At 64.0% G+C, this 16,277-nt stretch carries 16 protein-coding genes; 4 read left to right on the top strand and 12 right to left on the bottom strand.

Going from position 1 to position 16,277, the window contains the following annotated elements; translation table 11 throughout:
• Positions 1–45 precede the first annotated feature (45 nt).
• The gene (locus KTJ77_RS12030) at positions 46–1,008 is read right to left on the bottom strand and encodes a hypothetical protein (RefSeq protein WP_217338778.1); all 963 of its coding nucleotides are present in this window, start codon (positions 1,006–1,008) and stop codon (positions 46–48) included.
• Positions 1,009–1,532: 524 nt separating this feature from the next.
• Between KTJ77_RS12030 and KTJ77_RS12025 the strand changes: the two genes are divergently transcribed.
• Complete coding sequence (locus KTJ77_RS12025; protein WP_217338777.1) at positions 1,533–1,922, top strand: hypothetical protein; 390 nt, start codon at positions 1,533–1,535, stop codon at positions 1,920–1,922.
• Between the two features lie 110 nt (positions 1,923–2,032).
• On the opposite strand, the gene KTJ77_RS12020 is transcribed toward KTJ77_RS12025, so the two are convergent.
• From KTJ77_RS12020 to KTJ77_RS12005, 4 genes are all read right to left on the bottom strand, one after another.
• Positions 2,033–2,821 carry an alpha/beta fold hydrolase gene (locus KTJ77_RS12020; RefSeq protein WP_217338776.1) on the bottom strand — a complete coding sequence of 263 codons (789 nt, stop codon included), beginning with the start codon at positions 2,819–2,821 and terminating at the stop codon, positions 2,033–2,035.
• 81 nt (positions 2,822–2,902) lie between these two features.
• Positions 2,903–3,577, bottom strand: coding sequence for a DUF6766 family protein (locus KTJ77_RS12015; RefSeq protein ID WP_217338775.1), 675 nt, complete (start codon positions 3,575–3,577; stop codon positions 2,903–2,905).
• Positions 3,578–3,579: 2 nt separating this feature from the next.
• The gene (locus KTJ77_RS12010) at positions 3,580–3,726 is read right to left on the bottom strand and encodes a hypothetical protein (RefSeq protein ID WP_217338774.1); all 147 of its coding nucleotides are present in this window, start codon (positions 3,724–3,726) and stop codon (positions 3,580–3,582) included.
• Positions 3,727–3,802: 76 nt separating this feature from the next.
• Positions 3,803–4,282, bottom strand: a complete 480-nt coding sequence (locus KTJ77_RS12005) for a ferritin-like domain-containing protein (RefSeq protein WP_217338773.1) — start codon at positions 4,280–4,282, stop codon at positions 3,803–3,805.
• A gap of 160 nt (positions 4,283–4,442) precedes the next feature.
• On the opposite strand from KTJ77_RS12005, the gene KTJ77_RS12000 reads away from it, so the two are divergent.
• Complete coding sequence (locus KTJ77_RS12000) at positions 4,443–4,907, top strand: CinA family protein (protein ID WP_217338772.1); 465 nt, start codon at positions 4,443–4,445, stop codon at positions 4,905–4,907.
• Between the two features lie 60 nt (positions 4,908–4,967).
• Here the strand turns inward: KTJ77_RS12000 and KTJ77_RS11995 are convergent, their stop codons facing one another.
• From KTJ77_RS11995 to KTJ77_RS11985, 3 genes are read right to left on the bottom strand one after another with little or no spacing between them, the layout of a single operon-like run.
• Positions 4,968–5,582 (bottom strand): response regulator transcription factor, encoded by a 615-nt coding sequence (locus KTJ77_RS11995; RefSeq protein ID WP_217338771.1) that lies wholly within the window; start codon positions 5,580–5,582, stop codon positions 4,968–4,970.
• A complete protein-coding gene (locus tag KTJ77_RS11990) occupies positions 5,579–6,964 on the bottom strand; it encodes a sensor histidine kinase (protein ID WP_217338770.1) in 1,386 nt (461 codons plus the stop codon). Before KTJ77_RS11990 ends, KTJ77_RS11995 begins: the two co-directional genes overlap by 4 nt.
• 4 nt (positions 6,965–6,968) lie before the next feature.
• The gene (locus tag KTJ77_RS11985; protein WP_217338769.1) at positions 6,969–9,284 is read right to left on the bottom strand and encodes an MMPL family transporter; all 2,316 of its coding nucleotides are present in this window, start codon (positions 9,282–9,284) and stop codon (positions 6,969–6,971) included.
• 385 nt (positions 9,285–9,669) lie between these two features.
• Here KTJ77_RS11985 and KTJ77_RS11980 point away from each other — a divergent pair, with 385 nt between their 5' ends.
• Together KTJ77_RS11980 and KTJ77_RS11975 are read left to right on the top strand one after the other, a co-directional pair.
• Positions 9,670–9,885, top strand: a complete 216-nt coding sequence (locus KTJ77_RS11980) for a DUF2945 domain-containing protein (RefSeq protein ID WP_217338768.1) — start codon at positions 9,670–9,672, stop codon at positions 9,883–9,885.
• On the top strand, positions 9,878–10,408 hold the full coding sequence (locus KTJ77_RS11975; protein WP_217338767.1) for a DUF488 family protein: 531 nt from the start codon (positions 9,878–9,880) through the stop codon (positions 10,406–10,408). The genes KTJ77_RS11980 and KTJ77_RS11975 overlap by 8 nt, the downstream gene beginning before the upstream one ends.
• A gap of 64 nt (positions 10,409–10,472) precedes the next feature.
• Here KTJ77_RS11975 and KTJ77_RS11970 read toward each other — a convergent pair whose 3' ends face one another.
• From KTJ77_RS11970 to KTJ77_RS11955, 4 genes are all read right to left on the bottom strand, one after another.
• The gene (locus KTJ77_RS11970) at positions 10,473–13,337 is read right to left on the bottom strand and encodes a hypothetical protein (protein ID WP_217338766.1); all 2,865 of its coding nucleotides are present in this window, start codon (positions 13,335–13,337) and stop codon (positions 10,473–10,475) included.
• Between the two features lie 210 nt (positions 13,338–13,547).
• Positions 13,548–14,102, bottom strand: coding sequence for an NAD(P)H-dependent oxidoreductase (locus KTJ77_RS11965; protein WP_217338765.1), 555 nt, complete (start codon positions 14,100–14,102; stop codon positions 13,548–13,550).
• Positions 14,103–14,235: 133 nt separating this feature from the next.
• The gene (locus KTJ77_RS11960; protein ID WP_217338764.1) at positions 14,236–15,879 is read right to left on the bottom strand and encodes a SulP family inorganic anion transporter; all 1,644 of its coding nucleotides are present in this window, start codon (positions 15,877–15,879) and stop codon (positions 14,236–14,238) included.
• A complete protein-coding gene (locus KTJ77_RS11955; protein ID WP_217338763.1) occupies positions 15,876–16,214 on the bottom strand; it encodes a metalloregulator ArsR/SmtB family transcription factor in 339 nt (112 codons plus the stop codon). The genes KTJ77_RS11960 and KTJ77_RS11955 overlap by 4 nt, the downstream gene beginning before the upstream one ends.
• Positions 16,215–16,277 lie beyond the last annotated feature (63 nt).

Below are 16,277 nucleotides of genomic sequence, written 5' to 3'. Positions count from 1 at the left end.
CTTTCCGGTGGGGCGCCCATTTGCGACGGGGCGCCCCACCGACGACTAGTTGTTTCCGGTGAGCGCTTCGTCGGCGATAAGAGCGTTGACCGTCGTTGTTGCGGCGGCGTCCGATGAGAAGAAGTCTTCAACGACGGCGTCGAACAGGTCTTGTCCGCGCGCGTACTCCTTCGCCGTGGCGTTGAGGTCATTGACGACGGCGTTGTGCACATCGACCGCGGAAACCATGGGCCCGGTCGCGCCCATACCGATGGACTCATGTCGTTGAACGGCATAAGTTGACGGAACCATGCTGAGGGTACTTTTTGCGGTCGCCAGTGCATCGGCAATGGTGCCCATGTTGCGCGACACGTGATTGGTGTCGTTCCGATCCATCGTCATGATTCCGTCTGCGCCGGGAAAAAGCCCCAACGAGAGTTTGTCCAGATTGAAGCTCGTCGGCTCTTGAGCAAACGCGTTCTGCGCCTTAACGAGCATTGTGTACATCTGGTACTCAACGTCGTAGATCGACTGGTTGAGCTTGCCGAGAGCGTCGAAGAACGAACCCCAAATCTCTTGGTAGCTGGAGCCGCTGACGGTTGCGCTTGCCGAAACGGCGGCGACTGCGGTCGTTGCGGCCGCGGCGGTACCCGCCAGCGCTGCCACTGCAGGCGCCGCGGCACCAGCGGTCACAATGCTGGCGAAAACGCCGACAACGGCGCCAACGAATGTGAGGGCGACCGTGCTGACAGCGCTGAGCCACGCCTCTTGCTCCCGTTCTGCCGACAGTGCGAACGCGCTTTGGGCGTTGGCCATGATCTCCGCGACATCTCGACGAACGGGCTTCCACATGGCCGACTGGGCAGTGTAGACGGTCTGGAGAACGCCGCAAGCGGCTCCTGTGCCACCGATCACATTGGCGAAACCTTCATCGTATTTAGCCAGGAACGGGGAGGTGAATGCGCCCGAAATCTTGTTGAGCGTGACTTCTTTGACGGTGTCTTTCGAGTTCAGGATGGGGCTCGGCAAGACCGTTGTTCCCGCTGCTGATGTTCCGAATGCGGCGGCAGCGCCGGCGCTTGCATCCCTCGCGCTGTCGCAGCTCGACCCATCGGGGAGACCTTCCCAAGGCCGGAAGGCGTCGTCGACAGCAGAGCGAACGGTGTCGAAATCACCCGCGATCGACGGGTGATTGGCCTCGACCCAACCCCGGAACGTTCCTCCGCCCTCGCCGGAGGATGGGTCTGGTCGCTGATAAGAGTTTGCGGCGACTACCCCCCAAAGCGCATAAAGGTCGTCGTAGAGAAAATGCACGGGATAGTCAGTTTCAGACATCCAGCAGTCGATGGCTGACAGGTACATCTTCTTTTTGATGTCTGGTAGCTCGTCATATGAAACCATTGTTTTCCCCCTTGATGATTCCCGGCACTGCGATGCCGATTTCACTTTACGAGGCGTGCGCGCGTTGGTGCGAGTTCGTGTGGAAACTCTCATGCACAGCTCACGGGTTGCCCCGTAGGCTCTGTGGGGAGCTTGAACCACGAGGGGACACGATGAAGAAATTGCTTCTCGCGCTTGGCATTTTGGGGGCTGGAGCGCTGGCCGTTCTCTTGTGGATTTTCGTGCTCGCACCGGGGGAGCAAACCCCGCCGAGTCAAACAGTTGTGTTTGAGGCCGTGGCGACGACACAAGATCCGTTCGCGGTTCGCTACATCGTCGGGGCGGACGATGTGACGCAAACGGCAACCTCGCAGTTTGTTGCCGATGTCAGCACGAGTGAAAATCACGCCCAGTTCATTGTGAGCCTCGAGCCATCAACCCAAGGCGACCGCACGGTCACCTGTCGCGTATCGATTGGCAACGACGTCATTGTGGAGCAGACCAGCGAAACCGGGTTTGTTGACTGCACGACCGATCTGCCGCGAGCCAACGACGGTAACTAGCCGCACGCACTCCCACGCTGCGGGTCGGCCGGGCGAACCCACCCATCCGCGCATTGAACGAGCGGGGCGAGACGAAACGCAGTGAGCCGGTCTCGGAAACTCTGCCGCACTCAGCCCCGCAAAAACGCGATGCCCGCCTCGCGGAAGGCCCGCGAACCCGGTGCGTTGATGTGGTGCCGGGCCGGAATCTCGAAGAACTCACTGTTCGGAACCGATGATTGCAGCAACCGTGAGTCTTCGAGAATCGCATCGTCGCTGCCGGTCGCGATGAGCGTCGGCTGGCTCGGCGGGTTGTTGACCGGTGGCACGTCGTCGGCGAGATTCATGCCCTCAGCGAGGGCCAAGAGCGCATCAAGATCGTTGCCCGGCAGACGCGACGCGAGCGAAACGTACCTCGCCGTCGTCTTGTCTTGCACCGTGGTTCCGTCGTCCAAAAACGCGCGTGCTTCGTCAACCTTGAGGCGGCGCAGCGGCTTGCCATCGGGGATTCCGCCGAGCACGCCGCGGCTGATGTGTTCGGGGTGGTCGGCCATGACCTGCCAGCCGACGCGGCCGCCGAGCGAATAGCCGAGATAGACGGCGTCGGTGACGAGGTACGTGTCGAGCACGGCGATGACGTCATCGGTGAGCATGCGCATGCTGTACTGGTGCGCGTCGTGGGGTTTGTCGCTCGCGCCATGGCCGCGCTGGTCCATGCCGATCACGCGGAATCCGGCCTCTAACAGCTCTCGCACCCAGCCCGTATTGACCCAGTTGTCGCGCGTGCTCGACGCGAAGCCGTGCACGGCAATTACCGTCGGGTCAGCGTCGTCTCCCCATGAATACGTCGCAATGCGATGCCCCTCGGCCGACATCACAAACTGCGGCTGCGGCATTTCGGCGAGCTCACGAATGTCCATGCTTACAGTCTGCCCCTCGTTGAGCAGGAGGGGGCGGAACCATGGAGCGGGGGGGGGGGGGGGGCAGGGGCGCCGACATGATCATTCAGACTCTTCACTACTGACGTGGTGCGGAATGCCGACGGGTTTGGATTCGCTCGAGCCGCGTTGTCGAAGATAGATCGAGAACGCGATCATGGCACCGACGGCGAGAAATTCGGACTGCCAGTTTTGTAGCGTTCGGTTCCAGAAATCGGGCGCCGCGATGTACTCGAGCCATGTTTGTGACGCTTCGCCATGCATTGCGTTCTCTTCGTTAGCCACGACGAGCCCGGCGAGCGACTGCGCAAACCATGACAGCACAAAGATCGCGCCCATCACCAATAGAAGTGAATTCGAGTAGAGCCAGAGGCGCCAACCGCGCACGCGTGCCCAACGCGGTGAGTCGGGTCGTGCGTGCTCACCGACAAGTTGTTCTTCGTCTGTTCCGAGGCCCTCGTCGCCCGGTTTCTTAGATTCGGGGGAGCCTCGCTGAATCAACCACACCGTCGCGAGGATGAAGACGAAGAACTGCATGAATTCTGACTGCCAGTTCTCTGCGACGTCGACCATAAAGTCTGACGAGCTGACGAACTGCCACCAGGTCACGGCGGGTTCACCATGGATGCTGTTCTGCTCGTTGGTGTCGGCAAGACCCGCAATGGTTTGCCCCAGCAGGGTGAGCAAGAAGATCGCGAAAAAGCAGATTGACAGCGCGTTGTCGCGTATTGCTCGCATGTCTATTGCCCGCCTAGGGGCACAGCGATCATGATCGCGAGGCCGACGATAATAATGCCCATCCATGACCAAAACACCACGAGCCGGCCAGACGGAAGTTGTTGCGTCGTATCGCGGTGTGGCGAGTTGTGTGCAGAAGAACCCATCATGACTCCATCGAAAATGAAGACGTTATTCAGAAAGAGGCGGTGGCTCGGCGCACACGCGCCGAGCCGCCGTTCGACGTTAGGCCGACATTTCTTTGAGCTTGTTCAACAGCTCTTCACTGGTGTGAACTTCTTGATCGAGGTTGTCTTGCAAAAGCTGAGCAGCCTCGGGGTGCAGGCTCTTCGTCGCCACGATCAACCCCTGATACATCGACATCTCGTAATGCTCATTGCCCAGAGCACACGAGAGGGTGACCTGATCGAGCAGACCTGACGCCGACTTCTCGATCAGCGACGCTGCTTGTTTGGAGATGCCCTTCGTGCTGGGAGACGGAGCCGTTGACTCCGGTAGCTCAAGAAGCTCGAACACCTTGCTGAGATTCGCAATTTGCTCCTTCGTCTCATCGGCATGGTGACGAAACAGCTTCTTCACCTCAGATGATTGGGCTGCTGACGCAAGTTCGCCGAGCGCAGCGAGTGAATCATCTTCCATGGTGCGCGCGGACCGAAGCTGGTAGCGGAGAAGATCTTCAGGCGTTTCCAGTTGCAGCTGGGACATGGCTTTTTAACCTTTCTCTAAGCGGATTGGCCACGCATTCATCGCGCGAACACGCAACCAGGTGCCGCGAGCATAAGACGTCCCATCGCCTCGAGTAACGGGGGTTGACCGGAACCATGCGGCCGACTAATGGTGGAGAAGAGACGCCGAAAGGAGACCGATGAGTGACAGCGAAGCGCTTGCCGCCGAGGCGCAGTCCCGGGGCTTGCGGATCGGGGTGGTTGAGTCGTTAACCTCCGGCAAGCTTGCGCAAACAGTGGGCGCCGGAGAGAACGCTGGAGACTGGTTCGCAGGCGGTATCGTCGCGTACTTGCGAGATGTCAAAGAGCGCTTGCTCGGCGTCGATGAGGGCATTGATCTGTGCTCGGCCCGCTGCGCTGAACAGCTCGCGGCCGGGGCAGCCCACGTTTTGGGGGCCGATGTGTGTATTTCGACGACGGGAGTGGGCGGCCCAGACCCCGAAGATGGGCACGAGCCTGGAACCGTTTTTATCGGGTGGTGCGCGCACGGCGACGTCGGTAGCGCTGAGTTTCACTTCGAGGGTGACCCCACCCAGGTGCTGCAACAAACGGTTGATGAGGCTGTACGAGTGCTGGTTAAACGAACGGCGGCGCTCCCTCGTTAGTTACCGCACAGGGCGCGGTCGCGCGTGCGTGCAAACCGAAGAGTCCGAGCGCGGATCGACCTAGATGATTCCCGTCTCTTGGGCGACGTGGATGGCGCGGGAGCGGGTGTCGACGCCGAGCTTGGTATAGATGTGTGCGAGATGGCTCTTCACCGTCGCCTCGCTCACGAACAGTGTCTTCGCGATCTCGCGATTCGTGGCGCCGGTCGCCAGCCGGCGCAACACTTCAATTTCGCGGTCTGTCAGTTTCGGAGCCGGATGCCGCATACTCTGCAACACCCGTGATGCGAGATTCGGCGCGAGCACCATGTCGCCAGCCCCCGCGCGCACGATGCCATCGGCAATGGCCTCGGGTGCCACATCTTTCAGCAGATACCCCGCGGCACCCGCCTCAATCGCCCCGAGAATTTCGGCGTCGCGATCGTATGTCGTGAGAATCAGCACGGCCGGTGCCGGCGTCAGCGCGCGCAGCGCGGCGGTCGTCTGCACGCCATCGATGCCGTCGCCGAGCCGCAGATCACACAGCACCACGTCGGGTTTCAGAAGGGTCGCCAGCGCGATCGCTTCTTCGCCGGTCGCCGCCTCGCCGATCACCTCGACGGCGTCGCTGCTCAGCACGGCCCGGAGCCCACTACGAACCACCGGATGGTCATCGACAAGCAATACCGTCGTCATGAAGCGCTCCCGTCTGCGGGCTGGGCGCCCTCGCCGTTGGCGCCGGAACCGTCCCGTTCGTCGCGCGCAGATGGTTCCGCTTCATCCGTGGAGGGTTCCGGAACCACACCCGTGGAGAGTTCCGGAACCACGTTGCGGGCGAGGGGCATTGCGATCGGCAGGTGCAGGGAGAGCGCTGCGCCCTCGCCTGGTGCGCTTTCGACGTCGAGGCCGCCGCCGAGTTCGCGCAGGCGCGCTCGCATGAAGCGGATGCCGTAGCTGGAGGAGTGGGTGTCGAGCGAGGATTCCCACGCAACGACATCGAATCCGCGGCCATCATCGGTGATGTCGAGGCGCACGGTGTCACCGGCATCGATCAGGCTCATCACGACGCGCGTCGCCTGCGCGTGCAGTCGCACGTTGGCGAGCGCGGATTGGGCGGTACGCAGTAGCGCGACTTCAACATCGGTGGGCAGCAGCGGTAGCGTGTCGTCGACGTTGAGGGTGACGGCGACGCCGGTTTCGTCGTGCAGGCGTTCGAGCATGCGGTTGAGGGCGGCGGTGAGCGCGCCGTCTTCCAGCTCGTGTGGGGCGAGAGATGCGACGATGCGGCGCACGTCGGCGAGGCTGTCGCTGGCGAGGGATTCGACCTGTCCGAGGGTGCGAATCGCGGTCGGGTCGCCGGTGTGGTCAGCACCCGCGTGCGCCAGGAGTCGGATCGAGGAGAGCGCCTGGGCGATGGTGTCGTGAATATCGCGGGAAATGCGTGTGCGTTCGGCGACGGCGCCGGAGTGGCGCTGGGCGAGGGCGAGCTCACCCTGCAGCGCGGCCATCTCCTCTTGCGCCCGGGTTAGGGAGCTGACGAGCCGTTCGCGTTCGGCGGCGTCGCGGAGGAGTTTGAGGTATCCGCGCGAGATCCCGAAGGCGAAAACGCCTCCGATCAGCGGGCCGAAGACGTTGGCATAGCTCGTGGTTCCGTGGTGCAGAATCGGCGCGACAATCACGACGGCAAGCACAAATACCGAGAAGACGAGGCCGGCGAGGAGAGGCAAGAGGTGCCCGGCGAGAATCCACAGCACGAAGGACACCCACACGAACTCGGGCGATACTGCGACCGCCGCGAGCCAGACCACCGCGAACCCCACGAGCCAGAGCGCGTACACCGTGGTGGTGCGGGCCTTCTTCGGCAGCAGGCTGGCGACAGTGTGCGCCGCAATAATGCCCAGACCGGCGGCGATCGCGGCGGCAGGGGCCGTGCCTTGGCCGATCGCGCGGATGATGCCGATGCCAACCAACAGCACCGTCATGACGTGCTGGCCGACCTCCATCGCACGCACCGTCGCGCCGCGACCGCCGGCCGAAGCCGAGGTCGCGCGCGCGAGGGGCGTGTCGATGAGGCTCATGCGATCATTCTGCCCCGTCGAGGGCGAACGCGGGTGCGGACTGCGTCGCAGATGCCCCCGTTCCGGTTGCTTCCTCGGCGGCTAGCTTCGTGGTTCCGGCCGGCTTCGACGGCCACCACATCTTGTCGCCGATGAGGCTGAACAGGGCCGGAACAATCACGGTGCGCACCATGAGTGTGTCAACGATCACGCCGACGCCGACGATGAGTCCGAGCTGGCCGAGCGTGACGAGCGGCAGCACACCGAGCGCCGCGAACACGCCGGCGAGCACGATTCCGGCGCTCGTGATGACGCTACCGGTGCGGGCGACGGCCTCAATCATGCCGGCGCGGGTGCCGCGGATGCCGGCCTCCGTACGGGCGCGGTGCACGAGGAAGATCGTGTAGTCGATGCCGAGCGCGACCAAGAACAGGAATGAGAGAAGCGGAACCTGCAGGTCGAGGGCGTGCTGGTCAAAGAGCACGCGGCTGAGCCATGCGCCCGCGCCGATCGCGGCAACCGCACTCGCGACGTTCACGATGAGCAGCAGGATCGGAGCGGCAACCGAGCGCAGCAGAAGCAGCAACACGATAAAGCTGACCGCAAGAATCAGCGGGGCAACAAGCCAGAGGTCGGCCGCGTTACCGTTTCGGGCGTCAACGTCGGTGGCGACGGCACCGCCGACCACCGCGTCAGCACCACCGACCGCATGCACGGCGGCGCGCAGGTCATCGATCTGCGTGAGGCTTTCCGGGCTACTTGGGGCGAACTCGCTCGTGACCATGATCTTGCTGAGATCGCCATCGTCGGTCGTGGCAATCGCGTGAGCACGCACGACACCATCGATGTCGGCGACGGCTTCGACCACAGCATCGGCGTGGTCGGCGTTGGCGATCACGTAGATCGGCTGCGCCTCGCCGGGAGCGAAGTGCTGCGACAGGGTTTGCAGGCCGGCCGCCGACTCCGACTGCACGCGGAACTTCTCCACCTGGTCAAGGCCGATCGTGGTGCCGAACAGTCCGGTCGTCATGATGCCGAGTACCGCGACGCCAGCGATCAGGCTCGGCAGCGGCTGGCCGACCACCGTCGTCGCGATGCGGCGCCAGATTCCCGGCTTCTCGGCGGGTAACTGTCGGACGTTTTGCGTCGACACGCCGGTGGGTGCGCTCTCATCGGCCTGCGCCGCACCATTTATCCGACGGTTCATCGCTTCGGCGACGGAACCAACAGGTTCCGTGACGTGCGCGCCCGCGGAACCAGCTGGTTCCGTGACGTGCTCCGAATCGGAACCAGCGGGTTCCGTTGCAACCGCAGGGCGGGGGACGAAGGGCCAGAAGATGCCGCGTCCGCAGACAGCGAGGAACGGCGGCAGCACCAGGAGTACGGCGGCGAGGGCGATCAACAGACCGATCGCGGAGGAGACGCCGAGGCCGTAGGTGCCCGGAATCACGGCGAGTACGAGGGTTAGCAGCGACAGCACGACCGTGACGTTGGACGCGATGATCGCCGGTGCGGTCTTGCGCCATGCGGTGCCGAGGGCGGCGCGGTGGTCGGTGTGGTGCATGAGCTCTTCGCGGTAGCGCGAGATGAGCAGCAGGGCGTAGTTGGTGCCGGCACCGAAGACGAGAACGCTGATGATTCCGGAGTCGAACTGCAGGTCAAACGCGGCGCCAGCGGCGGCCGTCACGCGGCCAGCGAGGCCATCGGTGAGGGCGACAACGGTGAGCGGAATCAGCCAGAGCACGGGGGAGCGGTACGTGATGATGAGCAACAGGGCGACGATCAGAATCGTCACCAGCAGGAGGGTGAAGTTCGCGCCGGCGAACGAAGCGGCGATGTCGGCTCCGAAGGCCGGGCCGCCGGTGACGAGCAGGCTCAGCCCGTCGATCTCGTTCGTGCTCAGGGTATCGCGCAGCTCACCGATGACGTCGGCGGTCTCGCTGTTGCTCTCGCCCGTGGTGATCGGCGTGAGAATGATCGCGGCTTCACCGTCATCGCTGAGCATCGGGCCGGTGGCATCGGCGGGTGCACCCTCGTTAAGCACGGGAAGCAGGTCGGTGAGGCTCGCTTCGTCTGCGGGGGTGAGGGCGGAACCATCGGTGCGGGTGGCGAGCACGATGACCGACTGTCGGTCGGCGTTGGGGAACTTTGTCATGAGCTCGCTCGCCACCGCCGACTCAGAGTCTGCGGGCGCCTGAGCGTTACCGGCCGGGGCCTTGGCTGAGCCAAAAGCGCCGAACAGTAGCGTCATGACGACGAGGCCGAGAATGAGTGAGATCCAGGCACCGCGACGTGAAGTCAGGGTGTCGGAGAACCGGGTACGAGTGTCAGAGCGAGCCATGCTTCCAGCCCACCAAGAAATTTGCCGCTGATCATCCCAAAACCGGGCGAAAGAAAGATCGTCCGAAAGGATGATGCCGGGTTCTCCACAGCCCTCCTGACCCCGCAGTTGTTAACAACCTCGGTACAGCGAGTTCACTTTCGAATCCCGCCTTGACCATGGAATTACACGCGTGTAGTTTCGGCGGTCTCTTCGATTTCCACAGTTATCCACGGGCCTGTGAACAACTTTGGGGCACTTTCGCACAGGTTATCCACCGAGTTATCCACAGGTGGGGACAACTCTCGGCGTTTTGCACGGAGTGGCCTCCCCCGTTGATGCGATCGGACTGACTCCGCCGCGCAAGGGGGTGGCGCGACACGGCAACCGGCGGCACGATGCTGTCATGACCGAGCACTTTCAGGTTGGCGATCACGTCTCGTGGAACTCCGAGGCGGGGCACGTGAGCGGAACCATCACGCACGTGCACACGGCAGATTTTGAATACAAGGGGCACACGCACCGAGCGTCGCCAGATGACCCGCAATACGAAATCAAGAGCGACAAGACCGATCACATTGCGGCACACAAAGGCTCCGCGCTGAAACGCGTCAATGACTGACACGCTGTTCACGATCGGCCACTCCACGCGCACGCTCGATGAATTCGTCGCGCTACTACATGGTTCCGATATTCGCCGTGTCGTCGACGTGCGCAAGCTGCCAGGTTCGACGCGGTATCCGTGGTTCAACGCCGATACCCTGGCCGCGGCGCTCGCCGACACCGGCATCGCGTTCGAGCGCAACGAGCCGCTGACCGGGCGCCGGCCGGTGAGCAAGACCGTGCCGTTCGAGGTCAACGCCTGGTGGCAAAACCGCAGTTTTCACAATTACGCCGACCATGCCCTGTCGCCCGAATTTGCGCGCGGTCTCGACGATGCCATCGCGCAGGCCGCCCACGGCTCGCTCGCGCTGATGTGCTCCGAGGCGGTGTGGTGGCGGTGTCATCGGCGCATCATTGCCGACTATGTGCTGGCGCGCGGCGGTGCGGTGCAGCACATTATGGGTGAGCGGAACCTCGAGGCGGCACGGCTGAGTGAGGGTGCGGTTGTCGGCGACACCGGAGTAATCACCTACCCGGCGTGAGGCAGAAAAACGGCCCGAACGGGATCTGATCCGCTCGGGCCGCTCTTTCAGTATGCCGAATTTTCTACCGCGACGTTGTTCCGATCTCCCTCGCCTCAAGCAGAACTGCCCGAAGCTTCGCGACATCGGTGCCACCGGCAGCGCGGCGGTCGAGCTGCGCAAACGGATCGACGTTGCCGACGAGACCGGGGAAGGGTGAGGCGCCAAGATCGAGCATGCGAGCCAGCACCACGGCATCGCTCGCGCCGAGCGTGGGGTTCTCGAGCAGCACGTTGACCGGCGTCAGGAACGAGAGCTGGTGCGTGATCGACGGCATCGGATCGCGCATCAACCACAGCGCAATCTCGCGGCGGTTCGTGGGGTCGGGGTTGCTGAGCGCGGCCTCCACGAGATGCCGGTCGCCGGGGGTGTCAGCAATCACATCGAGCAGGTGGTTCAGCGTGCCGGTGAGCGCGTTCAGGTGGCAGGTGCCGAGGGCGTCCATGGCAAGCTGTGCCGTCGCGGGCTCGATCGGCCGCGGCAACGCGAAGCTCGCAAACCGCGCGTCGGCGTAGCCCTCGGGGTCGCGATCGTCGTACCCGACACCCAGCGCCCACTGGAGCTGCGGAATACCCGTGGCAGGCGACAGATACGTTTCGAATCCGCTGTCATGCGAAGCCTCCGCGCCGCTTCCCATCTGTGCCGGCTGGGCGCGGCGCAGCATCCCCTCAGACAGTCGCCAGTCGACGTCATCGCGCCAAACGACGGTGTCGACGGCCGGTAGCGAGACAGCGGAACGAAGTACGCCGTCGCCGACGGGCACGCCGCTGACGAGGGGGTACAGCCCGCCGCTATCGCGGTCAACGATGAGCGAAAGCAGGTCATCGGGAACGCCGGCGAACAGATCACGTTGCGTCTCGATGGTCGGGCTAAGAGATGCGGCATCGAGCGGGTAGGACAGGAAGAGTCCGCGCGCGTCGTGTGTGAAAGCGTAGAACCACGAGCGATCATTTGTGCGAAACGCGCCGCGAACGGCGTGCGGAACCACGTCTGATCCGGGCAGCGCAGGGCCCGCCCAGGAGAGGGTTGATGCCGGGGCCAGGGTCGAATCGGTGAGGCGCGACAGCTCACTGAGTGTGCGCGCTCGCTTACGCAGCGACCACCACCGCGTGCCGCGCATCATGTCGAGAACGGCGTCGGCGCGGGCGATCACAACAGCGGCCAGCGGGTCGGGATCCATGGCGGAGTCAGCGTCGGGAATGCCGCCCAGCACGATGACGGCATGACCATTCACCCACCACAGTGGGCCCTGGTGGATTCCGAGTGATCGCATCGTGCGCGAGAGCGGAGTGCGGCGCACTTCGTCGGTGTTCTGGTCTGCCACCGTGAAGTTCACCGCGGTACCCCACCGCTCGGTCAAGAAGTCAATGAAGCTATTGGTCCAGGTCGCAAAGGCGTCAACCGTCCAGGAGTTCGCGAGCCCCAAGACGGTAGAAATGGCACGCTCATCGTGGCGCAGTTCACGCCCGCCGATCGAGAAGGTGTGGTCGTTCCACGCCGCCGTCGATGGTGAGCTCTCCCACCAGGCTGCCGACGCGCGCTCGATCTGCTCAGCCAGCTCTGCAAACGAGCTGCCACGCGGAATGGCGTTGCCCAACACAGCGTCACCCTCGGGCCGCGGCTGCTGTGGGTAGGGGCACATCGCGAATAGTTCTTCGAGGTGCGCATTCTGTTCTGCGTCGTCGCCCGCGAAAAGGTTCGCGGTGAACTCTCCGCCGAGTCGGTAGGGCCGGCGCAGGGCGTCGGCAAGACCGAAGTCATCAAATGCCAAACCGTTCTGACCACCGATTTCGAAAAGGCTTGCCGGCACGTTCCAGTGCTCGCCGTCGTACCAGACGGCAGCAGAAATGAGCGGAACCGGTTGGTCGCCCAGGATGACGAACTCCAGTGGCTGCGTGCCCACCTCGCCCTTTGCCGTCACGGTGGGGGCGGTGATGAGTGCACGGAGCTCCTCTGGCACGGTTGCCAGAATGCGCGCGACGAGAATCGCGTGCGCCTCGGCAACATCGCCCTCGCTGGGTTCGCCGCTTTCGGTGTCGTTTACGGTGTGGTCGGCGATGAACTGGGCGGGGGCGTCAGTGACGAACGCGCATTCGGGGTCGTAGAGAAGCACGAGCGCACGCCCGTCGTCGGTGAAGTTCCATACCGTGGTGACACCAGAACGCGACTGCAAGCTCAACCGTGTTGCGTCTAGGGCAGCGTCGCGCACTCGCTCTTCGCCCGCACCAAACAGACGTGACATGAGCCACGCGCGGCGGTGCAGCTCGACGATGTTCTCACCACTCATCAGATGCGCATCGGCCATGTCTGCCTGACTCATCGCGGCGGCCATGCCGCCGAGAACCAGCTCCCGCGGAACGATCATTGCAATCTGCCGCAGCTCACTGGTTCCGACTTCTCCGGTCCAATCCGTCAGCAACGCGAGAAAACCGGTTCCGCGGTCCCATAGCTCGGCCTCGGCGATGCCGACGGAGAGCATCAGATAGTCGAGGATGCCTTCGGGCTCTTGCTCATCGCCGACAAGGCGAGGCTGACGCGTCTGCGGTTCGCCCCAAGCGGCGTGGAGGCTCGCTCGTGCCGCGCGTGTCCAGTCGGTCACCACTTGCGCGTAGCCACCGACGCCGTGCGTTGGCAGTTCGCGATCGACGTCGGCGGGATCCATCGCGAGGTTTTCTTCGTGGTCGTAAGCGGCGAGTCCGAGCAGCCAAATACCATGCGCGACGTCGACGTCAACGCCTTCGAAAGTGAATTCACCCTCCTCGTCGACGGTGTCGAAGTGGGTGATGAGGCGCTCGCAAAAGGCTGGAACATCGCCGGGATCTAGCGGTGCGAGGTAGATGGGTAGGCCGTCGTCGTCTTCGTCGATGGGCTCGATCGGTTCGGTAGTCATTGTGGTGGCATCCCTTCCGTCCACACGTGCACGGGTGCGGCGGAGGATGCGAAGCCCCCGCTCGCCTTCAGCGTATGGGTGCGCGCGGGTCAGGCACAGGGTTGCGGGCGAATTCGTGGTTTCGGATGTCTTGCTCTCCGTGCTCCGTGGCGTATGACAACGGGGTGCCGGAACCATATGGTTCCGACACCCCGTGAAAGGGTTCGATCGTTAGACGGCGACCGGCTCCGCGTTCACGACGGCGAGTTCGTCGATGATCGCGGCGAGAGCGTCGTTGAGCTCGGCGGGTGCGACGAGCTTGCCGTCGGCGTCGAGCAGAGCCCACGGGTTCTGTACTTGCAGGTCGCTCGTGGTGCGGGTGAGGCCGAGGTTGCCGAGCACGAAGTCGAGCTGCCCGATCATGCGGCTCTCGGGGTAGGCGCCATAGCCGACGATGCCGGCGCGCTTGCCCTGCCACTCGGCGAGGAGGTAGTCGAGGGCGTTCTTCAGCACGCCGGGGTACGAGCCGTTGTACTCGGGGCTGACAAAGAGGAAGGCGTCGGCAGCGGCAACGCGCTCAGCCCAGGCGAGGGTGTGGGGCAGTTCGTACTTGCCCATCATGGGCGGGTGTGCCTCGTCGAAGAACGGCAGGCCGATCTCCTGCAGATCAGCAACGTCGACGGTGAGGTCGGTGCGCTCGTTCGCTGCGGCAATGACCCAATCTGCGACGGTGCTTCCGATGCGGGCTTGGCGGGTGCTGGCGACGATGACCATAAGGTTGGGCACGAATTACTCCTGAAAGTGTGGGGAAAAAGTGATCGCCGCATCCTCGCGGACTACGGCGTCGGGAGAAGTAACGGTGGCCAGCGGTGCAGTATTCCCGGAATGTCAGAGTGTGGCATTTCGGTCTTGCGATACCTCAACGTGCTGATGCTTCGCCGCGCGCGATGTGGCTGCGGGCGTGTGCGGCGGCGAGCTCGAGGTCGTCGAACAGATGGTTTTGGTGGCGCAGTGATGAGATGACGCCGACGCGTTCGGCGAGTGCGCGGTGGTCTTCGCGGATGCCCTTGACGAGTACGGTGATGCCGCGGCGCTCGAGCGCGGTGATGATTTCGGTCACCACCTGTGCGCCGGTCGCGTCGAGCAACTGCAGCTGTGACATGCGCAAAATGACCACCTCGACACCGCGCAACGACGAGACTTCTTCGAGCGTGCGTTCCGCGGCCCCAAAGAAGAGTGCACCTTCGAGGCGGAACACCGCGATGCGGTCATCTCCCGGCTGGGGTTCGCCCGGCAACGCTTCACGGAACACGCCGCTCGTGCGGGCGAGTTGGCGCAGGGCAAAGAAGCCGGCGACAACGAGACCGATCAGCACCGCGTAAATCAGGTCGACGCTCACGGTGATGATGGCGGTCAGGCAGAAGATGACGGCGTCGGCGCGCGATGTGCGCAGGATGACCCGCACCGTGTGGGGTGCCACCATGCGCACCGCTGTCACCATGAGTACGCCGGCGAGGGCGGCGAGCGGAATGTGTGCGACGACGGCGGAACCAATCAGCACGATCACGAGAAGAAGGAGCGCGTGCGTCATGGCGGTGACGCGGGTGCGGGCGCCAGCGCGCACGGCGACGGCGGTGCGGGCGATCGCACCGGTGGCGGGCATGCCCCCGAAGAGTCCGGAGGCGATGGAGGCGAGGCCCTGCCCGACGAGTTCGCGGTCGGCGTCGAACGGGCCGGTGTCTGACATGGTCGCGGCGACGCGGGCCGACAGCAGGGACTCGATCGCGGCGAGGGCGGCGACCGCGGCGGCGGGGCCGAGCAGTGCGGTGATTGACGCGAGGTCGAAGGAGGGGATTGTGGGTGCGGGCAGGCCCGTGGGCAGTTCGCCGATTGTGTCGACCGGCAGGTTGAAGGCGGCGGCGATGATCGCGGCGATCACGATGGCGACGAGGGAGCCGGGAAAGCGCGGGTGGATCTTGAGCGACACCAGCATCACAACGACAACGATCGCAACCAGCAACAACGACCAGCCGAGTTGTGGCCAGGTTGCCGAGAGGGTCGCCTGCACGGCCGCAACGGCGGCATTAGTGCTGTCGCCGTGCCCGCCGGTCGCGGTCGGCACCTGCTGTAAGAAGATGATGACTGCGATGCCGAGGGTGAATCCCTCGATCACCGGCCAGGGAATGTACGACACCGTGCGGCCGAGGCGGAGCGCACCGGCCGCAACCACCATGATTCCCGCCAGCAAACAGATGAGAGCCAGCGACGTGGTTCCGTGCACCGCCAGCGTCGGCGCCAGAATCACCACCATGGCGCCCGTGGGGCCCGAGATCTGGACGTTGGACCCACCGAAGACGGCCGCGACGATGCCAGCGATGATGGCGGTGACGAGCCCACTTTCGGCGCCAGCGCCACTGCTCACGCCAAACGCGAGGGCGAGGGGGAGCGCGACGATGCCGACGGTGACGCCGGCGAGGATGTCGCCCTTCCAAGTGCGCGGGAGTTGGCGGTAGTCGTCAAGCGAGGGGAGGAGCGACCGCACGCCCCGCTGTGCGGCGCTCATCGGGACTGCTCGGAGAGGTGACGGTGCGTGGTTTCGAGCATCTCGCCGAGCAGGTCGCGGGCAACGTGGAGGAGGTCAGCGACCTGCGGGTAGGCGAGGCGGTAGAACACGAGGCTGCCGCGGCGCTCGGAGACGACGAGGTGGTTTGTGCGCAGCACGGAGAGGTGTTGCGAGAGGTGCGAGGCTTCGAGCGCGGTGTCGGCGAGGAGCTCGGAAACCGAGGCCTCGGGCTGTGCGGAGAGCACCTCGAGAATGCGGATGCGAATGGGGTGCGCGAGGCCCTTGAAAAGCCCGGCCTTCACTTCGTAAAGGGGGCGCGTCGGGTCGGTGAGCATGCGGTTCCTCTCCGCCGACGCCATGGCCACGGCTTTACGATGTGATAAATCCATCATATCGCG

This window comes from Microbacterium sp. NC79 (genome assembly GCF_019061125.1).
Taxonomy (GTDB): Bacteria; Actinomycetota; Actinomycetes; order Actinomycetales; family Microbacteriaceae; genus Microbacterium.
Note: the sequence above shows the minus strand (reverse complement) of the source record. Positions and strands in the feature narration are given on the sequence as shown.